This is a genomic window from Escherichia sp. XD33 (assembly GCF_019375075.1).
GTDB lineage: Bacteria > Pseudomonadota > Gammaproteobacteria > Enterobacterales > Enterobacteriaceae > Enterobacter > Enterobacter flexneri_A.
Map to the genome: position 1 here is coordinate 67,747 of NZ_JAENDM010000014.1, position 22,898 is coordinate 90,644.

The following is a 22,898-nucleotide window of genomic DNA, read 5'->3' on the forward strand; positions in this document are numbered from 1 at the left end:
GAGGTGCCGGGTGTCCTACAACACCCGGCATTAACATCATGAAAAAGACCCGTACAGCCAATTTGCACCATCTTTATCATGAACCCTTACCCGAAAACCTGAAGCTCACGCCGAAGGTCGAAGTGGATAATGTTCATCAACGACAGACAACGGATGTCTATGAACATGCTTTAACGATTACCGCCTGGCAGCAGATTTACGATCAGCTGCATCCGGGCAAGTTTCATGGTGAATTTACGGAAATTCTACTCGATGATATTCAGGTTTTTCGTGAATACACCGGTCTGGCGCTGCGTCAGTCGTGCCTGGTCTGGCCGAACTCGTTCTGGTTTGGCATTCCGGCGACGCGCGGTGAGCAGGGATTTATCGGTTCGCAATGTCTGGGAAGCGCGGAAATCGCCACCCGCCCTGGTGGCACTGAATTTGAACTGAGCACGCCGGATGATTACACGATCCTGGGCGTGGTGCTTTCTGAAGATGTCATCACCCGGCAGGCTAACTTTTTGCATAACCCGGATCGGGTATTACATATGTTGCGTAACCAGTCGGCGCTGGAAGTGAAAGAGCAGCATAAAGCCGCGCTGTGGGGCTTTGTCCAACAGGCGCTGGCGACGTTTTGCGAGAATCCGGAAAATCTCCATCAGCCTGCAGTGCGAAAAGTGCTGGGGGATAATTTGCTAATGGCGATGGGGGCCATGCTGGAAGAAGCGCAACCAATGGTGACGGCGGAAAGCATCAGTCATCAGAGTTACCGTCGATTGCTTTCCCGCGCCCGTGAATATGTGCTGGAAAACATGTCCGAACCGGTGACGGTGCTGGATTTGTGTAATCAACTGCATGTCAGCCGCCGCACGCTACAAAACGCGTTTCACGCTATTTTAGGCATTGGCCCGAACGCGTGGCTGAAACGCATTCGCCTGAACGCCGTACGCCGCGAACTGATAAGTCCGTGGTCGCAAAGTATGACGGTAAAAGACGCCGCCATGCAGTGGGGATTCTGGCATCTGGGGCAATTTGCCACGGATTACCAGCAGCTGTTTTCCGAGAAGCCGTCACTGACGCTGCATCAGCGGATGCGGGAGTGGGGGTGAGGGAGTTACACCCAATCCCTGACCTTAATAAACTCACTTAACGCCGCTTCTGGGCTGCCATCTTTTGGCTGATAATCATATTCCCAGCGTACCAGTGGCGGCATTGACATCAGGATAGACTCGGTGCGCCCGCCAGTTTGCAGGCCAAACAGCGTGCCGCGATCCCAGACCAGATTGAACTCGACATAACGACCGCGACGATATAACTGGAAATTGCGCTCGCGCTCGCCGTAGGCCATCGCTTTCCGTCGCTCGACAATTGGTAAATAAGCGTCGGTGTAGCCTTTGCCTACCGCCTGCATAAAGGCAAAACAGCGGTCGAAATCTGGCGTGTTCAGGTCATCAAAGAACAGCCCGCCAATACCGCGCTGTTCGTTGCGATGTTTGAGGTAGAAGTATTCGTCGCACCACTTTTTGTAACGGGGATAAACGTCTTCGCCAAATGGCAGGCACAGGTCACGGGCGGTGCGATGCCAGTGAATAGCATCTTCTTCAAAACCATAGAATGGGGTTAAGTCGAAGCCACCGCCAAACCACCAGACGGGATCGGCACCCGGTTTTTCGGCAATAAAAAACCGCACATTCGCGTGGCTGGTGGGAACATACGGGTTATGCGGATGCACTACCAGTGAAACGCCCATCGCCTCGAAACTGCGCCCGGCAAGTTCCGGGCGATGAGCGGTGGCGGAAGCAGGCATCGCCTCACCGTGGACATGCGAAAAGTTGACGCCTGCCTGTTCGAAAACACCACCATTACGCAACACCCGACTACGCCCGCCGCCGCCAGCTTCGCGCTGCCAACTATCTTCGACAAATTCTGCGCCATCGACGGCGGTCAGCTGCTGACAAATCGTATCCTGAAGGTTGAGCAGAAACTGTTTAACCTGGTGTGCGTCGGGTTTCATAACTTATCGCTTTTTCGAATGTGCTTTCTGGTTGTCGAACCAGTGGAAATAACTGATCACGCCTTCAGCAATCGCTGTGGCGATTTTCTGACGAAACGCCGCCGTGCCTAACAGCCGTTCTTCTTCCGGGTTGGTGATAAACGAGGTTTCCACCAGCACCGAAGGAACCGACGGTGATTTCAACACCACAAATGCCGCTTGTTCGGTGTTGCGGCTGTGCAGTTTATGCACCGGCTTAATCTTCTTCAGAATATGCGAGCCGAGCGTCAGACTATTTTTAATGGTATCTGTTTGCACCAGATCAAACAGCACTTGTTGCAATAGGTGATCCTTGTCAGTCGCCTTTTTACCGGCAACTTCATCGGCGCGGTTTTCGCGTTCAGACAGGTATTTCGCCATTGCGCTACTTGCCCCACGGTTAGAGAGGGCAAATACCGAAGCACCGGCAGCTTTCGGGTTGGTAAAGCCATCGGCATGAATTGACATAAACAGATCTGCGCCATGTTTATGGGCGATTTCAACGCGATCGTAAAGTGGGATAAACGTATCGCCAGAACGCGTTAAACGCGCATCAATCCCATGATTACGCAAAATGGAACGGACGTTTTTAGCAATCGCCAGCACCACATGTTTTTCTTTCGAACCGTTGCGTCCGATCGCTCCGGTATCAATTCCGCCGTGACCTGGATCGAGAACAACGACACGTTTGCCGCCAGATTTTTTGGCTTTCGGCTTGCTGTGTCCGTTGCTGGTTTTTAAAAGTTCGTCTTTGGCGATGGCTTGCGACATTCCTGACAACGTCAGGGCAGCCAAACCGGCTTTCAGCACCTGGCGGCGCGAAGTGAGTGTTTTTAGTGGTTTAAAAGTGCTCATACGGCCTGAGTTGTAATAATAAAGTTCCAGATGTTATATCGTATCGCGTAATCCGTTACGACGGTTTGCTGTTGAGAATTGTTTTACTTTTCATTTCAATAGTTGACAACTCCCCATTATGCCACTTTTTCAACCGATTTTCGTCAGATATTGGCTAATTCGACCGTTCACGCCATAATCAGCCTTTTAACCCGCAAAAAGGTAACGAATACCATGGAGATACGCGTATTTCGCCAGGAAGATTTCGAAGAGGTCATCACCCTTTGGGAGCGTTGCGACTTGCTGCGTCCGTGGAACGATCCGGAAATGGACATCGAGCGTAAGATGAACCATGACGTCAGTTTGTTTTTGGTCGCTGAGGTAAACGGTGACGTGGTCGGAACGGTGATGGGCGGTTATGACGGGCATCGCGGGTCTGCTTATTATCTTGGCGTGCATCCAGAGTTTCGTGGGCGTGGGATTGCCAATGCGTTGCTTAATCGGCTGGAGAAAAAGCTGATTGCTCGTGGCTGCCCGAAAATTCAGATCAATGTGCCGGAAGATAACGACATGGTGCTCGGAATGTATGAACGCCTGGGATATGAACACGCCGACGTGCTGAGTCTGGGTAAGCGTTTGATTGAAGATGAAGAGTACTGAGTTTCATCCTGTCCATTATGATGCGCACGGTCGCCTGCGTTTACCCTTGCTCTTCTGGCTTGTGCTATTGCTTCAGGCGCGAACCTGGGTGCTGTTTGTCATTGCCGGTGCGTCGCGCGAGCAGGGTACTGCGCTGCTAAATCTGTTTTATCCCGATCACGATAATTTCTGGCTGGGGTTGATTCCTGGCATTCCGGCGGTGCTGGCGTTTTTGTTGAGCGGTCGGCGGGCTACGTTTCCTCGCACCTGGCGTGTACTCTATTTTCTGTTGCTGTTGGCGCAGGTGGTTTTACTTTGCTGGCAACCGTGGCTGTGGCTGAACGGTGAATCCGTTAGCGGTATCGGTCTGGCGCTGGTAGTGGCGGATATTGTGGCGTTAATCTGGCTGCTGACCAATCGACGTTTACGCGCTTGTTTTAATGAAGTAAAAGAATAACGGCACTTTTTGGTGAATTTGCACTCCAAGCAACGTTATTGAATAACCAAAGGAAGTGACATGAAATCGCTGCGTTTAATGTTATGCGCTATGCCATTGATGCTGACCGGCTGTTCCACGATGTCGTCAGTTAACTGGTCTGCCGCTAACCCGTGGAACTGGTTTGGATCGTCCACCAAAGTGAGCGAGCAGGGCGTGGGTGAATTAACGGCGTCCACACCACTGCAAGAACAAGCCATTGCCGATGCGCTTGATGGCGATTATCGCCTGCGCAGCGGAATGAAAACCGCGAACGGCAACGTGGTGCGCTTTTTTGAAGTGATGAAGGGCGACAACGTGGCGATGGTGATTAACGGCGATCAAGGCACGATCAGTCGCATTGACGTGCTGGATAGCGATATTCCTGCTGACACCGGTGTTAAAATCGGTACACCGTTTAGCGACCTTTACAGCAAAGCATTTGGCAATTGCCAAAAAGCTGATGGTGATGATAATCGTGCCGTCGAATGTAAAGCCGAAGGCAGTCAACATATTAGCTACCAGTTCAGCGGGGAATGGCGTGGTCCTGAAGGGTTAATGCCTTCGGACGATACCCTGAAAAACTGGAAAGTCAGTAAAATTATCTGGCGACGTTAATTTGCGTCTGAACAAACCGCCGCCGCGAAAAAACACGTAAAATAGCGCTCAACAATGCCACGGATTGCGTGGCATTATTATTTTCAGGAGGAACAATGTCTCAGGTTCAGAGTGGCATTTTGCCAGAACATTGCCGCGCGGCGATTTGGATCGAAGCCAACGTGAAAGGGGAAGTTGACGCCCTGCGTGCGGCCAGTAAAACATTTGCCGACAAACTGGCAACTTTTGAAGCGAAATTCCCGGACGCGCATCTTGGTGCGGTGGTTGCCTTTGGTAACAACACCTGGCGCGCTCTGAGCGGCGGCGTTGGGGCAGAAGAGCTGAAAGATTTTCCGGGCTACGGTAAAGGCCTTGCGCCGACGACCCAGTTCGATGTGTTGATCCACATTCTTTCTCTGCGTCACGACGTAAACTTCTCTGTCGCCCAGGCGGCGATGGAAGCCTTTGGTGACTGCATTGAAGTGAAAGAAGAGATCCACGGCTTCCGTTGGGTTGAAGAGCGTGACCTGAGCGGCTTCGTTGACGGTACTGAAAACCCGGCGGGTGAAGAGACGCGCCGCGAAGTGGCGGTTATCAAAGACGGCGTGGATGCCGGCGGCAGCTATGTGTTTGTGCAGCGTTGGGAGCACAACCTGAAGCAGCTCAGCCGGATGAGCGTTCACGATCAGGAGATGATGATCGGGCGCACCAAAGAGGCCAACGAAGAGATTGACGGCGACGAACGTCCGGAAACCTCTCACCTCACCCGCGTTGATCTGAAAGAAGATGGCAAAGGGCTGAAGATTGTTCGCCAGAGCCTGCCGTACGGCACTGCCAGTGGCACTCACGGTCTGTACTTCTGCGCCTACTGCGCGCGTCTGCATAACATTGAGCAGCAACTGCTGAGCATGTTTGGCGATACCGATGGTAAGCGTGATGCGATGTTGCGTTTCACCAAACCGGTAACCGGCGGCTATTATTTCGCACCGTCGCTGGACAAGTTGATGGCGCTGTAAGCGTTTCTGATTCATTGATTAAAGGCCAGGCAGTAACATTACTGACTGGCCTCAGATTGTTGACCAAGTGCGCGTTGTACACGCCGGATGCGGCGTGAACGCCTTATCCGGCCTACGAAATCGTGCTAATTCAATATATTGTGGGCTCCACGTAGGCCTGATAAGCGTAGCGCATCAGGCAGTTTTGCGTTTGTCAGCACTCTCAGACCAGCCAGTAACATTACTGACTGGCCTTTTTATTACTTCTGCTTTAACGCCGCATACACCTGATCAACTACCCAACCATAAGTTGCAATCGGCAACTGACCGCTTTCGAACATATTGGGATTCTTTTGCGGATCGGCAACCGGCGAATGTGGCTTGTTGCTTAACATCACAATCGTCATATGATTCACCGGATCGATAACGGTCACCGTTCCGGTCCAGCCAGTGTGACCGTAGGTTTGCGGGCTTGCCAGCGTGCCAAACGTCGGCGTCATGGTGGCATTACCATTCACGCGCCAGCCGAGGCCAAAAGTGGCATCTTCCTTAGAGCTGGTGGTGAACATCTTCACCGTTTCCGCATTGAACAGCTGCACATAACCATAGCCCCCGCCGTTCAGCATCGTTTGCATTAACACCGCAATATCGCCGGTATTGGAAAACAAACCTGCGTGCCCGGAAACGCCGCCCATCGAATAAAAGGCTTTTTCATCGTGCACCTGACCCCAGAGAGTGGAGGTGCGGATATTCGGGAAATGGATCACGCCATCGCGGGTATTGCCGTTCAATTCCGTGGCGGCAATTTGTTGCGGTTTAAAGCCTTTCAGCAGCGGGTTAAATACCGTATGTGTCAGGCCGAGCGGGCGATAAATCGACTCTTCAACATAGCGGTCAAGCGGCTGACCGGTAACCGACTCGACGATAAATCCAAGCAGCATATAATCGACATCGCTGTAGATATGTTTGCTGCCGGGCTGATATTCCAGCGGCGTGCGCTTGATCATCTCCAGCGTCTGGCCTTTATCCTGGGAATATAACGCGCCCGCGACCGCTTTATTCGGGTATTGCGGATCTGCCGGGAAACCGCCGCTGTGATGCAGCAGGTCAGAAATCCGCAGGGTGTTTTTGCCTTTAATGGTGTCATTTGGACTATCGGCAAACCCCGGAATATATTTCGCAATCCGATCGTCAGGATGCAGTTTGCCTTCGCTCATCAGCTTTTGCAGGGCGAAGTTCGTGGCGTACATTTTGGTGTTTGAGGCCAGGTCATACAGCGTCCCGGTGGTGGCTTTGACAGGCTGTTCCATCAACACGCTGCCATCGTACTTTTTCGCCGCTCCCCAGGCTTTGCGATACACAATCTGATTATCTTTAATGATCAGCAGGTTTACGCTGGGATAACCGACATCAACTTGCTGGCTAATCCAGCGATCCATCTGGTTAAGCCGTTCGACGTTAAACCCTGCTTTCTCTGGCGAGCTTTCTGTCAGAACAGGGTATTTTGCGGCGCTGACGCTACAACTAACAGCCAGCAGAGAAAGATAGAGCATTGTCCGTTTCATGATATCAGTCCAGATTGACGTTACGGCAGCCAAAGAGCGTGGTGAAAATAAACCCGCAAACCCATGCCACCAGAATCCCGCCAGCATAAACCGCCATGGCCGGAAGGATGCCTTGTGCGGAAGTCATCAGCGGCAGCGCTACCAGACCAGACGGCCCAAAGGCGCTGTTTAAGCCCATCGGCAGACCCCACCAGGCTATCAGGCCGATAAACAAACCGCCCGCCGCGCCGCCTAAACAGGCGGTAACAAACGGCTTCATGCGGGGCAGGGTGACACCGTAAATCAGCGGTTCACCAACGCCCAGCAGGCCGGGAATAATCGCCCCGCGTACCTGACTGCGTAGCGCACTGTGCGGTTGCGCCCGCCAGTAGAGTGCCAGCGCCGCGCCCACCTGGCCCGCGCCTGCCATTGAAAGGATGGGAAATAAGCTGTTGAATCCCTGGCTGTCCATTAACGCGAGGTAAACAGGAATAAAGCCCTGATGCACGCCAAATACCACGGCGATCAGGAACAGCCCGGCTAAAACCGCACAACCGAACGGATTACTGTTCAGGTGCATAAACAGCCATGACATACCTTCGAATAACCAGCCACCCAGCGGCATAATGATCAGGTACGCAAGCGTAGCGGTGATCAGCAGGGTGATTAACGAGGTCAGCAGCATGTCGAGATCGTCCGGCATAAAGCGGCGCACCATGCCTTCAATGCGGGCGCAGGCCCACGCGGCAATCAGCACGCCGATAATATTGCCGCGCGGATCGATGGGCAGACCAAAGAAATCGTGAAAACCGGCGTAGTAACCGGTGGTCGCTGCGGGGTTATAACCGAGCAAAAAGAGCGCGGCGATAATTGCGCCATTTACGCCCGTGCCGCCAAATGCCTGGGCGGCGTTATAGCCCACCAGAATCACCAGGAAAGTGAACAAACCTTTGCTGAACACCTTCATAAAATTCAGCGCATCGGGTAGTGTTCCCTGAGCATCTGCCGGAACGTGCATCACCGTGGCAATTAACGTCGCTATCCCCAGCAGCAGACCGGCGGCAATAAAACCGGGGATCAGCGGCGTGAAGATGGTGGCGAATTTGGCGAGAAATTGTTGCACGCCGGAGGTTTGTTTGGCTTTTAACTGACGTTTGTTCTGGGCGGCGATTTCTGCGGCATCCTGTACCGGTGCTTCTCCCAGCAGCTCGCTCATCGCTTTTGCGGCACGATGCGCTTTGCCAGGCCCAAAAACCACCTGCACCTGGTCGCTGGTCAAAATGACGCCCTTCACGCCTTCCAGCGTTTTGATATTGGGATCAACCAGTGAACTGTCATGTACACCCAGACGCAGGCGCGTCATACAGTTACCACAACTGGCGATATTTCCCGGTCCGCCGACACGGGTAAGAATGGTGTTCAGAAGTTCACTGCTGATCTCTTTGGCCATGGGTTATTCCTTGTCTAAAACCTGACGAATAAAGCCGCCGTGTTGATCCAGGCGTTTTTTAGCTTCTGCGGCATCGAGATTTTTCAGCACCATCACAATGGCCGTTTTACAGTTGCGCTCGCAGGCAATTAACGCCGCTTCCGCTTGTTCGGCATTACATCCGGTGGCGTTTTTAACGATATTGACCTGGCGCACATGCAGTTTTTCGTTGGTGGCGACCACATCGACCATCAGGTTGCCGAACACTTTGCCGGATTTAATCATCAGCCCGGTGGAGAGCATATTGAGCACCAGTTTCTGCGCCGTACCCGCTTTCATCCGCGAAGAACCGGTAACCACTTCGGCACCTACAATCGGTGTAATGGCAAACTCTGCGGTGGTTGAAACGGCGCTCCCCGGATTACAGGAAATTCCCACTGTGCGGCAGCCGAGCTGGCGTGCGTATTCCAGTCCGGCAATTACATACGGCGTGCGACCACTGGCCGCAATGCCAACCACCACATCCTGCGCGGTTAAGCCGATGTTTTTCAGATCATTAACACCGCCTTCCCGGCTATCTTCAGCGCCTTCCACCGCGTGCTGAATGGCATATTCGCCGCCAGCAATCAAACCAACCACCAAACCCGGTTTCACGCCGTAGGTGGGCGGACATTCGCTGGCATCCAGAATCCCCAGACGACCGGATGTTCCCGCACCGAGATAAATCAGACGACCGCCGCCGCTTACCTGGGCGTGGATAACATCGATCGCCGCGGCGATATCCGGCAGTACGCGCTCAACGGCAAGCGGTACGGTTTTATCTTCATCGTTGATAATCCGGCACATTTCCAGCGTTGATACGCGGTCAATTTCAGCCGAGGCGGCGTTCGAGCCTTCGGTAATCATCTTTTCAAGTTGCATCGGTGGTGACCTTACTATTTACGATCAAATAATTGCAGATGTATGGAATCATATATCCCGAATTGACAGAGTTAAAGGAATCATTGAGTCTACACTTGCAGAGTGTGAAGAGCGTCATAAGAGCTCAAGTGGCATTTTTGCTGCCAGCCCAGGAGAGTGGAAGATGTTGTATCTGACGAAAATAAGCAATGCCGGGAGTGAATTCACCGAAAACGAGCAAAAAATCGCTGACTTTCTGCGGGCCAGAGTGAGCGAGCTGAAATCCGTCTCTTCACGGCAGATGGCGAAACAGCTCGGCATCAGCCAGTCGAGTATTGTGAAGTTTGCCCAGAAGCTCGGCGCACAAGGATTTACTGAATTGCGTATGGCGTTAATAGGCGAATACAGTGCCAGCCGGGAGAAAACGAATGCCACGGCGCTGCACCTGCACAGTTCGATTACCAGTGATGATTCGCTGGAAGTGATTGCCCGCAAATTGAATCGCGAAAAAGAGCTGGCGCTGGAGCAAACCTGTGCGTTGTTCGACTACGCGCGGCTGCAAAAAATCATTGATGTCATCAGTAAAGCGCAATTTATTCAGATAACGGGCCTGGGCGGATCGGCGCTGGTGGGGCGCGATCTGTCGTTCAAACTGATGAAAATTGGCTATCGCGTGGCCTGCGAAGCCGACACGCACGTACAAGCCACCGTTTCCCAGGCGTTGAAAAAAGGCGATGTACAAATCGCTATCTCTTACAGCGGCAGTAAAAAAGAGATTGTCTTGTGCGCAGAAGCGGCACGAAAGCAGGGGGCAACGGTGATTGCCATTACTTCTCTGGCTGACTCTCCGCTGCGGCGGCTGGCGCATTTCACGCTCGATACCGTTTCCGGTGAAACCGAATGGCGTAGCTCGTCGATGTCTACCCGCACGGCGCAAAATTCTGTTACCGATTTACTGTTTGTTGGCCTTGTGCAACTTAATGATGTCGAGTCATTGAAAATGATTCAGCGCAGCAGTGAGCTAACACAACGCCTGAAATGATGCATAAAGCAGCGACTGGATTGAGATTTTCCTGAATTAGTGAGCTGATCCGCAGCAATATTTTGTTTATCCTGTATTTTCAGAGGGAATGGAGTGTAACGCTCTGTATTAACAAGGAGAGCATTAAAATGGGTAAACTCACGGGCAAGACAGCACTGATTACGGGCGCATTGCAGGGAATTGGCGAAGGAATTGCCAGAACTTTTGCACGTCATGGCGCGAACCTAATCTTGCTGGATATCTCCCCTGAGATCGAAAAGCTAGCGGACGAACTGTGTGGTCGTGGTCATCGCTGTACGGCGGTTGTCGCCGATGTGCGTGACCCGGCGTCGGTAGCCGCAGCTATCAAACGCGCGAAGGAAAAAGAAGGGCGCATTGATATCCTGGTGAATAACGCAGGCGTTTGTCGTCTGGGCAGTTTCCTCGATATGAGCGATGACGATCGCGATTTCCATATTGACATCAATATTAAAGGCGTATGGAACGTCACGAAGGCGGTGCTGCCGGAGATGATTGCCCGCAAAGATGGTCGCATTGTGATGATGTCTTCAGTCACTGGTGATATGGTGGCCGATCCGGGTGAAACGGCGTACGCCTTAACGAAAGCGGCGATTGTTGGCCTGACAAAATCGCTGGCGGTGGAGTACGCGCAATCCGGTATTCGCGTTAACGCCATCTGCCCGGGATACGTCCGCACGCCAATGGCGGAAAGCATTGCCCGCCAGTCGAACCCGGAAGATCCAGAGTCGGTGCTGACTGATATGGCAAAAGCAATCCCGCTGCGTCGCCTCGCCGATCCGCTGGAAGTTGGCGAACTGGCGGCCTTCCTCGCATCGGATGAATCCAGCTATTTAACCGGTACACAGAATGTGATTGATGGCGGCAGCACACTGCCGGAGACGGTTAGCGTCGGTATCTGATTCACCTCTGTTTCCTCCCTGTATTTGTGGGGAGGATTTCGTCTTGAACTACGTTCACCAGGCTATTTTATTTGTCATTTTGGCCCCGGGCAGTGCTCGAAATCCTCACGTACTATGTGTACGCTCCGGTTTCTCCGCGCTGTTCGTGTCCAAACTGACTGCAACAATTACGCCTGTTGAACCAAGTTCTTATTCCCTTTTCAACTTCCAAATCACCAAACGGTATATAAAACCGTTACTCCTTTCACGTCCGTTATAAATATGATGGCTATTAGAAAGTCATTAAATTTATAAGGGTGCGCAATGGCCGTTAACTTACTGAAAAAGAACTCACTCGCGCTGGTCGCTTCTCTGCTGCTGGCGGGCCATGTACAGGCAACGGAACTGCTGAACAGTTCTTATGACGTCTCCCGCGAGCTGTTTGCCGCCCTGAACCCGCCGTTTGAACAGCAATGGGCCAAAGATAACGGCGGCGACAAACTGACGATAAAACAATCTCATGCCGGGTCATCAAAACAGGCGCTGGCAATTTTGCAGGGCTTAAAAGCCGACGTTGTCACTTATAACCAGGTGACCGACGTACAAATTCTGCACGATAAAGGCAAGCTTATCCCGGCGGACTGGCAGTCGCGCCTGCCGAATAATAGCTCGCCGTTCTACTCCACCATGGGCTTCCTGGTGCGTAAGGGCAACCCGAAGAATATCCACGACTGGAACGACCTGGTGCGCTCCGACGTGAAGCTGATTTTCCCGAACCCGAAAACGTCGGGTAACGCGCGTTATACCTATCTGGCGGCATGGGGCGCAGCGGATAAAGCTGACGGTGGCGACAAAGCCAAAACCGAACAGTTTATGACCCAGTTCCTGAAAAACGTTGAAGTGTTCGATACTGGCGGTCGTGGCGCGACCACCACTTTTGCCGAGCGCGGCCTGGGCGATGTGCTGATCAGCTTCGAGTCGGAAGTGAACAACATCCGCAAACAGTATGAAGCGCAGGGCTTTGAAGTGGTGATTCCGAAAACCAACATTCTGGCGGAATTCCCGGTGGCGTGGGTCGATAAAAACGTGCAGGCCAACGGTACGGAAAAAGCAGCAAAAGCCTACCTGAACTGGCTCTACAGCCCGCAGGCGCAGACTATCATCACCGACTATTACTACCGCGTAAATAACCCGGAAGTCATGGACAAACTGAAAAACAAATTCCCGCAGACCGAGCTGTTCCGCGTGGAAGACAAATTTGGCTCCTGGCCGGAAGTAATGAAAACACACTTCACCAGCGGCGGCGAGTTAGACAAGCTGTTAGCGGCGGGGCGTAATTAATGTTTGCAGTTTCATCAAGACGCGTCCTGCCGGGCTTTACCTTAAGCCTCGGCACCAGTCTGCTGTTTGTGTGCCTGATATTGCTGCTGCCGCTTTCCGCGCTGGTGATGCAGCTTTCTGAGATGAGCTGGGCGCAGTACTGGGAAGTGATCACCAACCCGCAGGTGGTCGCGGCCTACAAAGTGACGCTGCTGTCGGCGTTTGTGGCATCAATTTTTAACGGCGTTTTCGGCCTGCTGATGGCGTGGATTTTAACTCGTTATCGCTTTCCGGGCCGCACGCTGCTTGATGCGCTGATGGATTTACCCTTTGCGCTGCCAACGGCAGTTGCCGGTTTGACGCTGGCCTCGCTCTTTTCCGTGAACGGGTTTTACGGTGAATGGCTGGCGAAGTTTGATATCAAAGTCACCTACACCTGGCTGGGGATTGCGGTGGCGATGGCCTTTACCAGCATTCCGTTTGTGGTGCGTACCGTGCAGCCGGTGCTGGAAGAGTTAGGCCCGGAATATGAAGAAGCGGCAGAAACGCTCGGCGCAACGCGCTGGCAGAGTTTCTGCAAAGTGGTGCTGCCGGAACTTTCTCCGGCGCTGGTGGCGGGCGTGGCGTTGTCGTTTACCCGTAGTCTTGGTGAATTTGGCGCGGTGATATTTATCGCCGGGAACATCGCCTGGAAGACGGAAGTGACGTCGCTGATGATTTTTGTGCGCTTGCAGGAGTTTGATTACCCGGCGGCGAGCGCGATTGCTTCGGTGATCCTCGCGGCATCCCTGATACTGCTGTTCTCAATTAACACTCTGCAAAGTCGCTTTGGTCGGCGTGTGGTAGGTCATTAATGGCGGAAGTTACCCAATTGAAGCGTTATGACGCGCGCCCGATTAACTGGGGCAAATGGTTTCTGATTGGCACCGGGATGCTGGTTTCGGCGTTCATCCTGCTGGTGCCGATGATTTACATCTTCGTACAGGCGTTCAGCAAAGGGCTGATGCCGGTTTTACAGAATCTGGCCGATCCGGACATGCTGCACGCCATCTGGCTGACGGTGATGATCGCGCTGATTGCCGTACCGGTAAACCTGGTGTTCGGCATTCTGCTGGCCTGGCTGGTGACGCGCTTTAACTTCCCCGGACGCCAGTTACTGCTGACGCTACTGGACATTCCTTTTGCCGTGTCACCGGTGGTTGCCGGTCTGGTGTATCTGCTGTTCTACGGCTCCAACGGCCCGCTGGGCGGCTGGCTGGATGAACATAATCTGCAAATTATGTTCTCCTGGCCGGGAATGGTGCTGGTCACCATCTTTGTGACGTGTCCGTTTGTGGTGCGCGAGCTGGTGCCGGTGATGTTAAGCCAGGGCAGCCAGGAAGACGAAGCGGCGATTTTGCTTGGCGCGTCTGGCTGGCAGATGTTCCGTCGCGTTACATTGCCGAACATTCGCTGGGCGCTGCTTTATGGCGTGGTGTTGACCAACGCCCGCGCAATTGGCGAGTTTGGCGCGGTGTCGGTGGTTTCCGGCTCGATTCGCGGCGAAACCCTGTCGCTGCCGTTACAGATTGAATTGCTGGAGCAGGACTACAACACCGTCGGCTCCTTTACCGCCGCCGCGCTGTTGACGCTGATGGCGATTATCACCCTGTTTTTAAAGAGTATGTTGCAGTGGCGTCTGGAGAATCAGGAAAAACGCGCGCAGCAGGAGGAGCATCATGAGCATTGAGATTGCCAATATTAAGAAGTCTTTTGGTCGCACCCAGGTGCTGAACGATATCTCACTGGATATTCCTTCTGGTCAGATGGTCGCGTTGCTGGGGCCGTCCGGTTCCGGGAAAACCACGCTGCTGCGCATTATCGCCGGGCTGGAGCATCAAACCAGCGGGCATATTCGCTTTCACGGCACCGACGTGAGCCGCCTGCACGCACGCGATCGTAAAGTCGGTTTCGTGTTCCAGCATTACGCGCTGTTCCGCCATATGACGGTGTTCGACAATATCGCTTTTGGCCTGACGGTGCTGCCGCGTCGCGAGCGCCCGAATGCGGCGGCGATCAAAGCGAAAGTGATAAAATTGCTGGAGATGGTGCAGCTTGCGCATCTGGCGGATCGTTATCCGGCGCAGCTTTCCGGCGGGCAGAAACAGCGTGTGGCGCTGGCGCGTGCCCTTGCCGTGGAGCCGCAAATTCTGCTGCTTGATGAACCGTTTGGCGCGCTGGATGCGCAGGTGCGTAAAGAGCTGCGTCGCTGGCTGCGTCAACTGCATGAAGAGCTGAAATTCACCAGCGTGTTCGTGACCCACGACCAGGAAGAAGCGACCGAAGTAGCCGATCGTGTAGTGGTGATGAGCCAGGGCAATATTGAACAGGCTGATGCGCCGGATCAGGTATGGCGCGAACCAGCGACCCGTTTTGTACTCGAATTTATGGGCGAAGTGAACCGCCTGCAGGGAACCATTCGCGGCGGGCAGTTCCATGTTGGCGCACATCGCTGGCCGCTGGGCTATACACCTGCGTATCAGGGGCCGGTGGATCTCTTCCTGCGCCCTTGGGAAGTGGATATCAGCCGCCGTACCAGCCTCGATTCGCCGCTGCCGGTACAGGTACTGGAAGCCAGCCCGAAAGGTCACTACACCCAATTAGTGGTGCAGCCGCTGGGGTGGTACAACGAACCGCTGACGGTCGTGATGCATGGCGACGATGCCCCGCAGCGTGGCGAGCGTTTATTCGTTGGTCTGCAACATGCGCGGCTGTATAACGGCGACGAGCGTATCGAAACCCGAGATGAGGAACTTGCTCTCGCACAAAGCGCCTGATAGGTTGAGTGAATGTTAAACGCCCGGAGGCGCTTCCCGCGATCCGGGCTTTTTAATGGCAAGGTTTGTAACCTGTAGGCCTGATAAGACGCGCAAGCGTCGCATCAGGCAACACCACGTATGGATAGAGATCGTGAGTACATTAGAACAAACAATAGGCAATACGCCTCTGGTGAAGTTGCAGCGAATGGGGCCGAATAACGGCAGTGAAGTGTGGTTAAAACTGGAAGGCAATAACCCGGCAGGTTCGGTGAAAGATCGTGCGGCGCTTTCGATGATCGTCGAGGCGGAAAAGCGCGGGGAAATTAAACCGGGTGATGTGTTAATCGAAGCCACCAGTGGTAACACCGGCATTGCGCTGGCAATGATTGCCGCGCTTAAAGGCTATCGCATGAAATTGCTGATGCCCGACAACATGAGCCAGGAACGCCGTGCGGCGATGCGTGCTTATGGTGCGGAACTGATTCTTGTCACCAAAGAGCAGGGGATGGAAGGTGCGCGCGATCTGGCGCTGGAGATGGCGAATCGTGGCGAAGGAAAGCTGCTCGATCAGTTCAATAATCCCGATAACCCTTATGCGCATTACACCACCACTGGGCCGGAAATCTGGCAGCAAACCGGCGGGCGCATCACTCATTTTGTCTCCAGCATGGGGACGACCGGCACTATCACCGGCGTCTCACGCTTTATGCGCGAACAATCCAAACCGGTGACCATTGTCGGCCTGCAACCGGAAGAGGGCAGCAGCATTCCCGGCATTCGCCGCTGGCCTACGGAATATCTGCCGGGGATTTTCAACGCTTCTCTGGTGGATGAGGTGCTGGATATTCATCAGCGCGATGCGGAAAACACCATGCGCGAACTGGCGGTGCGGGAAGGAATATTCTGTGGCGTCAGCTCCGGCGGCGCGGTTGCCGGAGCACTGCGGGTGGCAAAAGCTAACCCTGGTGCGGTGGTGGTGGCGATCATCTGCGATCGTGGCGATCGCTACCTTTCCACCGGGGTGTTTGGGGAAGAGCACTTTAGCCAGGGGGCGGGGATTTAAGGATTAATAGCATCGGAGACTGATGACAAACGCAAAACTGCCTGATGCGCTACGCTTATCAGGCCTACAAGGTTTCTACAATATATTGAATTAGCACGATTTTGTAGGCCGGATAAGGCGTTTACGCCGCATCCGGCATAAACAAAGCGCACTTTTTTAACAGTTGTTGCTGCCGACAAATGCAGTATTTAATTTTCGTGAGGAAACGCCGTAAGGTCATCAATCATTTTTTGAAGTATTGGTGAGTCCTGACCGTCACCCCATTGAAGAATTTTTGCGGTAAGCTGATGACGCGCTAGTGCATTGAGTCCCATCTTTTTAAGTTTATGGGAGATTTTACCCATGACTTTAATCTGACCGAATGCAGTTGCGTAGGTAATCATATTGCTCTGGATAGTGCTCATTTCATCGACTAGTAATTGCGCACGAACATCCTCTTCAAGAATACTGTCCATAGCGATGTATTTCATACCCCACATAGTTTCAATTAACATTTGAGGGAAATCAGCACAGTCCAGATCCGGCTCTTTACGGAGGCTATTTTCAAGAACGTTTAGAGCATCAGCACCTTCATCGCTGCCAAAAGGAGATTCTTCATCCCAGCAACACATATAAAGTGGATCAGTAAAATGGCACTGGAAGTTTGGGTGTGACGTTTTAACATGTAACCCAATTTCTTCATCATCAAAATAGTAGCGATCCAAGAAGTTAAACTTTGGATCTTCTTGATAGCCTTTCTTCATTTTTGCGGCAATCAATTTACTGGCTTCTTTCAGACACTGTTCTTCATTATCGAACTCTTTTGTCTGGAATTTACCAATACTACCTACCTTGCCATAGTTGACAGCTAAACTATCCCCTTCGTAATCTATCCACCAAAATTTATTCGATTTTTCATCGTGATAAATAAAGCGTTTTTTCATGTTACCTCCTGTAAATGCCTTCCCAAAGCGGATTAATTTCCTTCCGCAGGCACCGTTTTATCCGTCTGCGCAATTAACGCATGTAAAAAAGGCTGTGCGTTCTCATCGCTCTTACCGGGGATCTTCACAATATACGGCTTCCCAGTAATCGATGACGACGAAGCAACCTTATCAATAAACTGCTCGGCAGTGTCAATGCGGTTACGGGTATTGCCGAGCTTCAGACGCAGATGAGAAACCGCTTCATAGCAGGTATGTTCATCACCGTTGCGCACAAATATCAAATCCTTTTTCTGTGCTAATCCCTCCAGCATGGCGTTGATGCGGGCTTCTTCATGGGCAGTTAACTTCGCGTAAACGGGGAGTGTCATTAGTAGTGTAATGACCAGACAAATGATTTTCTTCATTGAATTACCTTATCCTTGTTTTGTGATAGCCGATTTGACTGCCAGAATCAGGTAAAGTTTCGGTTGGATTACGATGAGGATCATCGGCAAGGAGAAAAAATTAAATGAGTAGTTTGTTGTTGTTTAACGATAAGAGTAGGGCACTGCAGGCGGATATCGTCGCCGTGCAGTCGCAGGTGGTTTACGGCAGCGTGGGCAACAGCATTGCCGTGCCTGCTATCAAACAGAACGGCCTGAATGTCTTTGCCGTGCCGACGGTATTGCTGAGCAATACGCCGCATTATGACACTTTCTACGGTGGTGCGATTCCGGACGAATGGTTTAGCGGCTATTTGCGTGCGCTTCAGGAGCGTGATGCGCTGCGCCAACTTCGTGCTGTAACCACGGGCTATATGGGAACGGCATCGCAAATCAAAATCCTTGCCGAGTGGCTGACTGCGCTACGCAAAGACCATCCTGACCTATTGATCATGGTCGATCCGGTGATTGGCGATATTGATAGCGGAATTTATGTCAAACCTGACCTTCCCGAAGCGTATCGACAATATTTACTGCCGCTGGCGCAGGGAATTACCCCCAATATCTTTGAGTTGGAAATCCTGACCGGTAAAAATTGCCGCGATCTCGACAGTGCCATTGCTGCCGCAAAAAGTCTGCTTTCAGACACATTAAAATGGGTGGTGGTTACCAGCGCCTCCGGTAATGAAGAAAATCAGGAGATGCAGGTTGTGGTGGTCACTGCCGACAGCGTGAATGTCATTTCCCATTCACGGGTAAAAACCGACCTGAAAGGGACTGGCGACCTGTTTTGTGCTCAGCTCATCAGTGGCTTGCTGAAAGGGAAGGCGTTAACCGATGCAGTGCACCGAGCGGGGTTGCGCGTACTGGAAGTGATGCGCTACACCCAGCAGCATGAGAGCGATGAATTGATTTTGCCGCCGCTGGCGGAAGCATAAAAAAATGGCGCCGATGGGCGCCATTTTTCACTGCGGCAAGAATTACTTCTTGATGCGGATAACCGGGGTTTCACCCACGGTTACGCTACCGGACAGTTTGATCAGTTCTTTGATTTCGTCCATGTTGGAGATAACAACCGGAGTCAGGGTAGACTTGGCTTTCTCTTCCAGCAGCGGCAGATCAAATTCAATGACAGTATCGCCAACTTTCACGCGCTGACCTTCTTCAGCAATACGCTTGAAGCCTTCGCCTTTCAGTTCAACGGTGTCGATACCGAAGTGGACGAACAGTTCAACGCCGCTATCAGATTCGATAGAGAATGCGTGGTTGGTTTCAAAGATTTTACCAATGGTGCCGTCTACTGGCGCGACCATTTTGTTACCCGTTGGTTTGATAGCAATACCATCACCAACGATTTTTTCCGCAAAAACGACATCCGGCACGTCTTCGATATTGACGATCTCGCCAGAGAGCGGAGCAATGATCTCAATAGTTCCGGTATCCTTCTTGTCGTCGGAAACCAGAGATTTCAGTTTATCGAACAAACCCATGATCTTCTCCTAAGCAGTAAATTGGGCCGCATCTCGTGGATTAGCAGATTGTTTTTTCTTCAATGAACTTGTTAACCAGCGTCATTAACTCGTCCGTTGTCGGTTGAGCAAGAGCCTGCTCTGCTAACACCTTCGCATCTTCGAAGTTCGTGTTACGGATAATCTTCTTAATGCGCGGGATAGAAATGGCGCTCATAGAGAATTCGTCCAGACCCATCCCCAGCAACAGAAGTGTAGCACGTTCATCGCCAGCAAGCTCACCACACATGCCAGTCCATTTGCCTTCAGCATGAGAAGCATCAATAACTTGCTTGATCAAGTTCAGCACGGACGGTGACATTGGCTGGTAAAGGTGTGAAATCATATCATTACCACGGTCAACTGCCAGAGTGTACTGCGTTAAATCATTGGTGCCGATACTAAAGAAATCAACTTCTTTGGCTAAATGACGTGCAATTGTTGCGGCAGCCGGTGTTTCCACCATTACGCCGATTTCAATTGACTCGTCAAACGCTTTACCTTCGTCGCGCAGTTCCTGTTTGTAGATTTCGATCTCTTTGCGCAGTGCACGCACTTCTTCAACAGAGATGATCATCGGGAACATAATGCGCAATTTACCGAAAGCCGAGGCACGCAGGATAGCGCGGAGCTGATCGCGCAGGATCTCTCTACGATCCATCGCGATACGGATAGCGCGCCAGCCGAGGAACGGGTTCTCTTCTTTCGGGAAGTTCATGTATGGCAGCTCTTTGTCGCCGCCGATGTCCATGGTACGAACGATAACCGCTTGCGAGCCACACGCTTCAGCCACTGCTTTGTAAGCAGCAAACTGTTCTTCTTCAGTGGGCAGTGCGTCGCGGTCCATGAACAGGAACTCAGTACGATACAGACCAACGCCTTCAGCGCCGTTACGCTCTGCACCTTCAACGTCACGAACCGTACCAATGTTAGCGCATACTTCTACCTGGTGACCGTCCAGCGTAATAGCTGGCAGATCTTTCAGTTTAGCAAGCTCTGCTTTTTCAGAAGCCACTTGCTCCTGAACAGCGCGCATTTTATCAATAACTTCGTTGGTTGGATTGACGTAAACCTGATTATTTACGGCATCCAGAATCAGATAGTCGTCATTTTTCACCTGAGAGGTGACGCTACCGGTACCCACGATAGCAGGTAGTTCCAGAGAACGCGCCATGATAGAGGTGTGGGAAGTACGGCCACCCGCGTCGGTGATGAAACCCAGCACCTTCTTCAGGTTCAGCTGTGCGGTTTCGGACGGCGTCAGGTCAGCGGCAACCAGAATGACTTCATCCTGAATGGCGCTCAGGTCGATAATCTTCAGGCCCAGGATGTTGCGCAGCAGGCGCTTACCGATATCACGTACGTCAGCCGCACGTTCTTTCAGGTATTCATCATCCAGCTCTTCCAGGGCAGAAGCCTGACCTTCGATAACTTCATGAGCAGCTGCGTCAGCTGTCATGTGCTTATCTTTAATCAGGGCTATGATTTCCTGCTCCAGCTCCTCATCTTCGAGCAGCATAATATGCCCTTCAAAGATGGCTTCTTTTTCTTCACCGAACGTTTCACCAGCTTTCGTTTTGATCGTTTCCAGCTGGGCTGATGCCTTGGCACGACCGCTCAGAAAACGTTCAACTTCCTGATCAACCTGGTCGGCAGAAATTTTTTTCCGGTCAATGACAATTTCGTCTTCTTTCAGAAGCAGAGCTTTACCGAAAGCGATACCCGGGGATGCTAAAATGCCTGAAATCATAACCCTACCTTACTTGTGACTGATTTTTAAAAGAACCCGGGAAATTACTCGAGTTCCGCCATCAGTTTAACCAGATGTTCAACCGCTTTCTGCTCGTCTTCGCCTTCTGCGGAGATAGTCACAACGGTACCTTGAGTCAGGCCCAGAGTCTGCAGTTTAAACAGGCTTTTCGCGCTGGCGCTTTTGCCGTTGGAAGTCACAGTAATTTCAGAAGTGAAGCCCTTAGCTTCTTTTACAAACTGGGCAGCAGGGCGGGTGTGCAGACCGTTCGGAGCGGTAATGGTAACTTCTTGCTGGAACATTGTATTTCCCCAACTTATAGGTTTAGTGTTGTGGAACTAAAGTCTAGCCTGGCGGTTCGACTTTAGCCTGTATTGTTAGCGCCAGTTTTTAACAGACGCGACGCACGAAGAGCGCAATACAGTCCATTGCTGGCGGGTGTTGACCGCTGACGTTTCGTACGTCATTAAACATTATGCCGCTAAAGGAAGAATTGAACCAAATCATAAAATCGATTCAGCTTTGGCTTTTCCTGTAACGATTAATTTCGCGCATCAAAATAATTAGTCTGGTTAAATACCAGTTCCGACAGGCTGAATCAATGCCAGGAGGGGCGAAAGTTTGAAGCAGGCCACAAAAAAGCACCTAAAAAGGTGCTTTTTTACGCATTTTTAACAAGCTGGCATTACTGTTGCAATTCTTTCTCAGTGAAGAGATCGGCAAACAATGCGGTGCTTAAATAACGCTCACCCGATGATGGTAGAATAACCACAATATTCTTGTTGGTAAAGCTTTCATCTTCTTGTAGTTTCAACGCCGCGGCAACAGCTGCTCCAGAAGAGATACCTGCAAGAATACCTTCTTCTTCCATCAGACGACGCGCGGTAGAAATCGCTTCTTCATTGGTGATGCCAATGACTTTATCGACCAGCTTGAGATCGAGGTTAGCCGGGATAAAACCAGCGCCAATACCCTGAATTTTATGCGGGCCAGGTTTAATCTCTTCACCTGCCAGCGCCTGGGCGATAACTGGAGAATCGGTTGGCTCAACGGCGACAGAGATAAGATCGGTCTTGCCTTTGGTGCCTTTAATGTAGCGGCTGACGCCAGTCAGCGTACCGCCAGTCCCAACGCCAGCAATAAATACATCAACCTGACCGTCGGTATCTTCCCATATCTCCGGACCGGTGGTCTTTTCGTGAATTTCAGGGTTTGCCGGATTGCTGAATTGTTGCAGCAGCAGGTATTTCTCTGGATTGCTGGCGACAATTTCTTCTGCTTTTTGGATTGCGCCTTTCATGCCTTTAGCACCTTCCGTCAGCACCAGGTTTGCACCTAACGCTTTCAGCAGCTTGCGGCGTTCAATACTCATGGTTTCTGGCATGGTCAGGGTGAGTTTGTAACCGCGAGCGGCAGCTACATAGGCCAGTGCAATCCCGGTATTACCGCTGGTCGGTTCAACCAGTTCAACGCCTGGTTTCAGCACGCCGCGCTTTTCGGCATCCCAAATCATGTTGGCACCGATACGGCACTTAACGCTGAAGCTGGGGTTACGAGATTCCACCTTCGCCAGAATGCGTCCGTTACCGATGCGATTCAGGCGAACCAGCGGCGTGTGACCGATAGTCAGCGAGTTATCTTCAAAAATCTTACTCATGGCCTGTCCTTAACTGTATGAAATTGGGATACAACAGGTAGCATACCCGCTCAGAGAATATGCGGAAGTAAGGATTTAGCATATCT

24 protein-coding genes are annotated in these 22,898 nt (G+C 52.0%); 13 read left to right on the forward strand and 11 right to left on the reverse strand.

Going from position 1 to position 22,898, the window contains the following annotated elements; translation table 11 throughout:
- The first annotated feature begins 38 nt into the window (after positions 1–38).
- Complete coding sequence (gene eutR, locus K0778_RS10725) at positions 39–1,091, forward strand: HTH-type transcriptional regulator EutR (protein WP_000753690.1); 1,053 nt, start codon at positions 39–41, stop codon at positions 1,089–1,091.
- A 5-nt stretch (positions 1,092–1,096) separates the two neighbouring features.
- Here eutR and hemF read toward each other — a convergent pair whose 3' ends face one another.
- Both hemF and amiA read right to left on the reverse strand, forming a co-directional pair.
- Positions 1,097–1,996: an oxygen-dependent coproporphyrinogen oxidase gene (gene hemF / locus K0778_RS10730; protein ID WP_000801365.1), complete on the reverse strand. Its 900-nt coding sequence runs from the start codon at positions 1,994–1,996 to the stop codon at positions 1,097–1,099.
- A gap of 3 nt (positions 1,997–1,999) precedes the next feature.
- On the reverse strand, positions 2,000–2,869 hold the full coding sequence (amiA, locus tag K0778_RS10735) for an N-acetylmuramoyl-L-alanine amidase AmiA (RefSeq protein ID WP_000102886.1): 870 nt from the start codon (positions 2,867–2,869) through the stop codon (positions 2,000–2,002).
- Positions 2,870–3,082: 213 nt separating this feature from the next.
- Between amiA and K0778_RS10740 the strand changes: the two genes are divergently transcribed.
- From K0778_RS10740 to yfeX, 4 genes are all read left to right on the forward strand, one after another.
- The gene (locus K0778_RS10740; RefSeq protein WP_000405996.1) at positions 3,083–3,508 is read left to right on the forward strand and encodes a GNAT family acetyltransferase; all 426 of its coding nucleotides are present in this window, start codon (positions 3,083–3,085) and stop codon (positions 3,506–3,508) included.
- On the forward strand, positions 3,495–3,944 hold the full coding sequence (locus K0778_RS10745; RefSeq protein ID WP_000842944.1) for a DUF2919 domain-containing protein: 450 nt from the start codon (positions 3,495–3,497) through the stop codon (positions 3,942–3,944). The genes K0778_RS10740 and K0778_RS10745 overlap by 14 nt, the downstream gene beginning before the upstream one ends.
- Before the next feature lie 60 nt (positions 3,945–4,004).
- Complete coding sequence (locus tag K0778_RS10750; RefSeq protein ID WP_000838944.1) at positions 4,005–4,580, forward strand: RpoE-regulated lipoprotein; 576 nt, start codon at positions 4,005–4,007, stop codon at positions 4,578–4,580.
- Positions 4,581–4,675: 95 nt separating this feature from the next.
- On the forward strand, positions 4,676–5,575 hold the full coding sequence (gene yfeX / locus K0778_RS10755) for a porphyrinogen peroxidase (RefSeq protein WP_063084695.1): 900 nt from the start codon (positions 4,676–4,678) through the stop codon (positions 5,573–5,575).
- A 239-nt stretch (positions 5,576–5,814) separates the two neighbouring features.
- Here yfeX and pbp4b read toward each other — a convergent pair whose 3' ends face one another.
- Genes pbp4b through murQ form a run of 3 tightly spaced genes read right to left on the reverse strand, consistent with a single transcriptional unit; the run spans position 5,815 to position 9,448 of the window.
- Positions 5,815–7,119 (reverse strand): penicillin binding protein PBP4B, encoded by a 1,305-nt coding sequence (gene pbp4b / locus K0778_RS10760; protein WP_063084694.1) that lies wholly within the window; start codon positions 7,117–7,119, stop codon positions 5,815–5,817.
- Between the two features lie 4 nt (positions 7,120–7,123).
- Positions 7,124–8,548: a PTS N-acetylmuramic acid transporter subunit IIBC gene (gene murP, locus K0778_RS10765; protein WP_001040483.1), complete on the reverse strand. Its 1,425-nt coding sequence runs from the start codon at positions 8,546–8,548 to the stop codon at positions 7,124–7,126.
- A 3-nt stretch (positions 8,549–8,551) separates the two neighbouring features.
- Positions 8,552–9,448, reverse strand: a complete 897-nt coding sequence (murQ, locus tag K0778_RS10770) for an N-acetylmuramic acid 6-phosphate etherase (RefSeq protein WP_001175611.1) — start codon at positions 9,446–9,448, stop codon at positions 8,552–8,554.
- 163 nt (positions 9,449–9,611) lie between these two features.
- On the opposite strand from murQ, the gene murR reads away from it, so the two are divergent.
- The 7 genes from murR (at position 9,612) to cysM (ending at position 16,549) form a co-directional block, all read left to right on the forward strand.
- Positions 9,612–10,469 carry an HTH-type transcriptional regulator MurR gene (gene murR / locus K0778_RS10775; RefSeq protein ID WP_000966478.1) on the forward strand — a complete coding sequence of 286 codons (858 nt, stop codon included), beginning with the start codon at positions 9,612–9,614 and terminating at the stop codon, positions 10,467–10,469.
- Between the two features lie 128 nt (positions 10,470–10,597).
- Positions 10,598–11,389 carry an SDR family oxidoreductase UcpA gene (gene ucpA, locus K0778_RS10780; protein ID WP_000517428.1) on the forward strand — a complete coding sequence of 264 codons (792 nt, stop codon included), beginning with the start codon at positions 10,598–10,600 and terminating at the stop codon, positions 11,387–11,389.
- A 303-nt stretch (positions 11,390–11,692) separates the two neighbouring features.
- A complete protein-coding gene (gene cysP / locus K0778_RS10785; RefSeq protein ID WP_000290224.1) occupies positions 11,693–12,709 on the forward strand; it encodes a thiosulfate/sulfate ABC transporter substrate-binding protein CysP in 1,017 nt (338 codons plus the stop codon).
- Positions 12,709–13,542, forward strand: coding sequence for a sulfate/thiosulfate ABC transporter permease CysT (gene cysT / locus K0778_RS10790; RefSeq protein ID WP_000458418.1), 834 nt, complete (start codon positions 12,709–12,711; stop codon positions 13,540–13,542). The genes cysP and cysT overlap by 1 nt, the downstream gene beginning before the upstream one ends.
- Positions 13,542–14,417: a sulfate/thiosulfate ABC transporter permease CysW gene (cysW, locus tag K0778_RS10795; RefSeq protein WP_000852696.1), complete on the forward strand. Its 876-nt coding sequence runs from the start codon at positions 13,542–13,544 to the stop codon at positions 14,415–14,417. The genes cysT and cysW overlap by 1 nt, the downstream gene beginning before the upstream one ends.
- A complete protein-coding gene (gene cysA / locus K0778_RS10800; RefSeq protein WP_000021019.1) occupies positions 14,407–15,504 on the forward strand; it encodes a sulfate/thiosulfate ABC transporter ATP-binding protein CysA in 1,098 nt (365 codons plus the stop codon). Before cysW ends, cysA begins: the two co-directional genes overlap by 11 nt.
- Positions 15,505–15,637: 133 nt before the next feature.
- Positions 15,638–16,549, forward strand: coding sequence for a cysteine synthase B (gene cysM / locus K0778_RS10805; protein ID WP_000105477.1), 912 nt, complete (start codon positions 15,638–15,640; stop codon positions 16,547–16,549).
- Positions 16,550–16,737: 188 nt separating this feature from the next.
- On the opposite strand, the gene K0778_RS10810 is transcribed toward cysM, so the two are convergent.
- Complete coding sequence (locus tag K0778_RS10810) at positions 16,738–17,472, reverse strand: WGR domain-containing protein (RefSeq protein ID WP_063084693.1); 735 nt, start codon at positions 17,470–17,472, stop codon at positions 16,738–16,740.
- 32 nt (positions 17,473–17,504) lie between these two features.
- Positions 17,505–17,879, reverse strand: coding sequence for a YfeK family protein (locus tag K0778_RS10815; protein ID WP_000719962.1), 375 nt, complete (start codon positions 17,877–17,879; stop codon positions 17,505–17,507).
- 104 nt (positions 17,880–17,983) lie between these two features.
- On the opposite strand from K0778_RS10815, the gene pdxK reads away from it, so the two are divergent.
- Positions 17,984–18,835 (forward strand): pyridoxine/pyridoxal/pyridoxamine kinase, encoded by an 852-nt coding sequence (pdxK, locus tag K0778_RS10820; protein WP_000096674.1) that lies wholly within the window; start codon positions 17,984–17,986, stop codon positions 18,833–18,835.
- A gap of 42 nt (positions 18,836–18,877) precedes the next feature.
- On the opposite strand, the gene crr is transcribed toward pdxK, so the two are convergent.
- The 4 genes from crr to cysK all read right to left on the reverse strand — a co-directional run bounded on the left by crr (position 18,878) and on the right by cysK (position 22,812).
- Positions 18,878–19,387, reverse strand: a complete 510-nt coding sequence (gene crr, locus K0778_RS10825) for a PTS glucose transporter subunit IIA (protein WP_000522247.1) — start codon at positions 19,385–19,387, stop codon at positions 18,878–18,880.
- A 40-nt stretch (positions 19,388–19,427) separates the two neighbouring features.
- Positions 19,428–21,155 carry a phosphoenolpyruvate-protein phosphotransferase PtsI gene (gene ptsI / locus K0778_RS10830; RefSeq protein ID WP_000623140.1) on the reverse strand — a complete coding sequence of 576 codons (1,728 nt, stop codon included), beginning with the start codon at positions 21,153–21,155 and terminating at the stop codon, positions 19,428–19,430.
- 44 nt (positions 21,156–21,199) lie between these two features.
- The gene (gene ptsH / locus K0778_RS10835) at positions 21,200–21,457 is read right to left on the reverse strand and encodes a phosphocarrier protein Hpr (protein ID WP_000487600.1); all 258 of its coding nucleotides are present in this window, start codon (positions 21,455–21,457) and stop codon (positions 21,200–21,202) included.
- Between the two features lie 383 nt (positions 21,458–21,840).
- Positions 21,841–22,812 (reverse strand): cysteine synthase A, encoded by a 972-nt coding sequence (gene cysK / locus K0778_RS10840; protein ID WP_000034402.1) that lies wholly within the window; start codon positions 22,810–22,812, stop codon positions 21,841–21,843.
- Positions 22,813–22,898 lie beyond the last annotated feature (86 nt).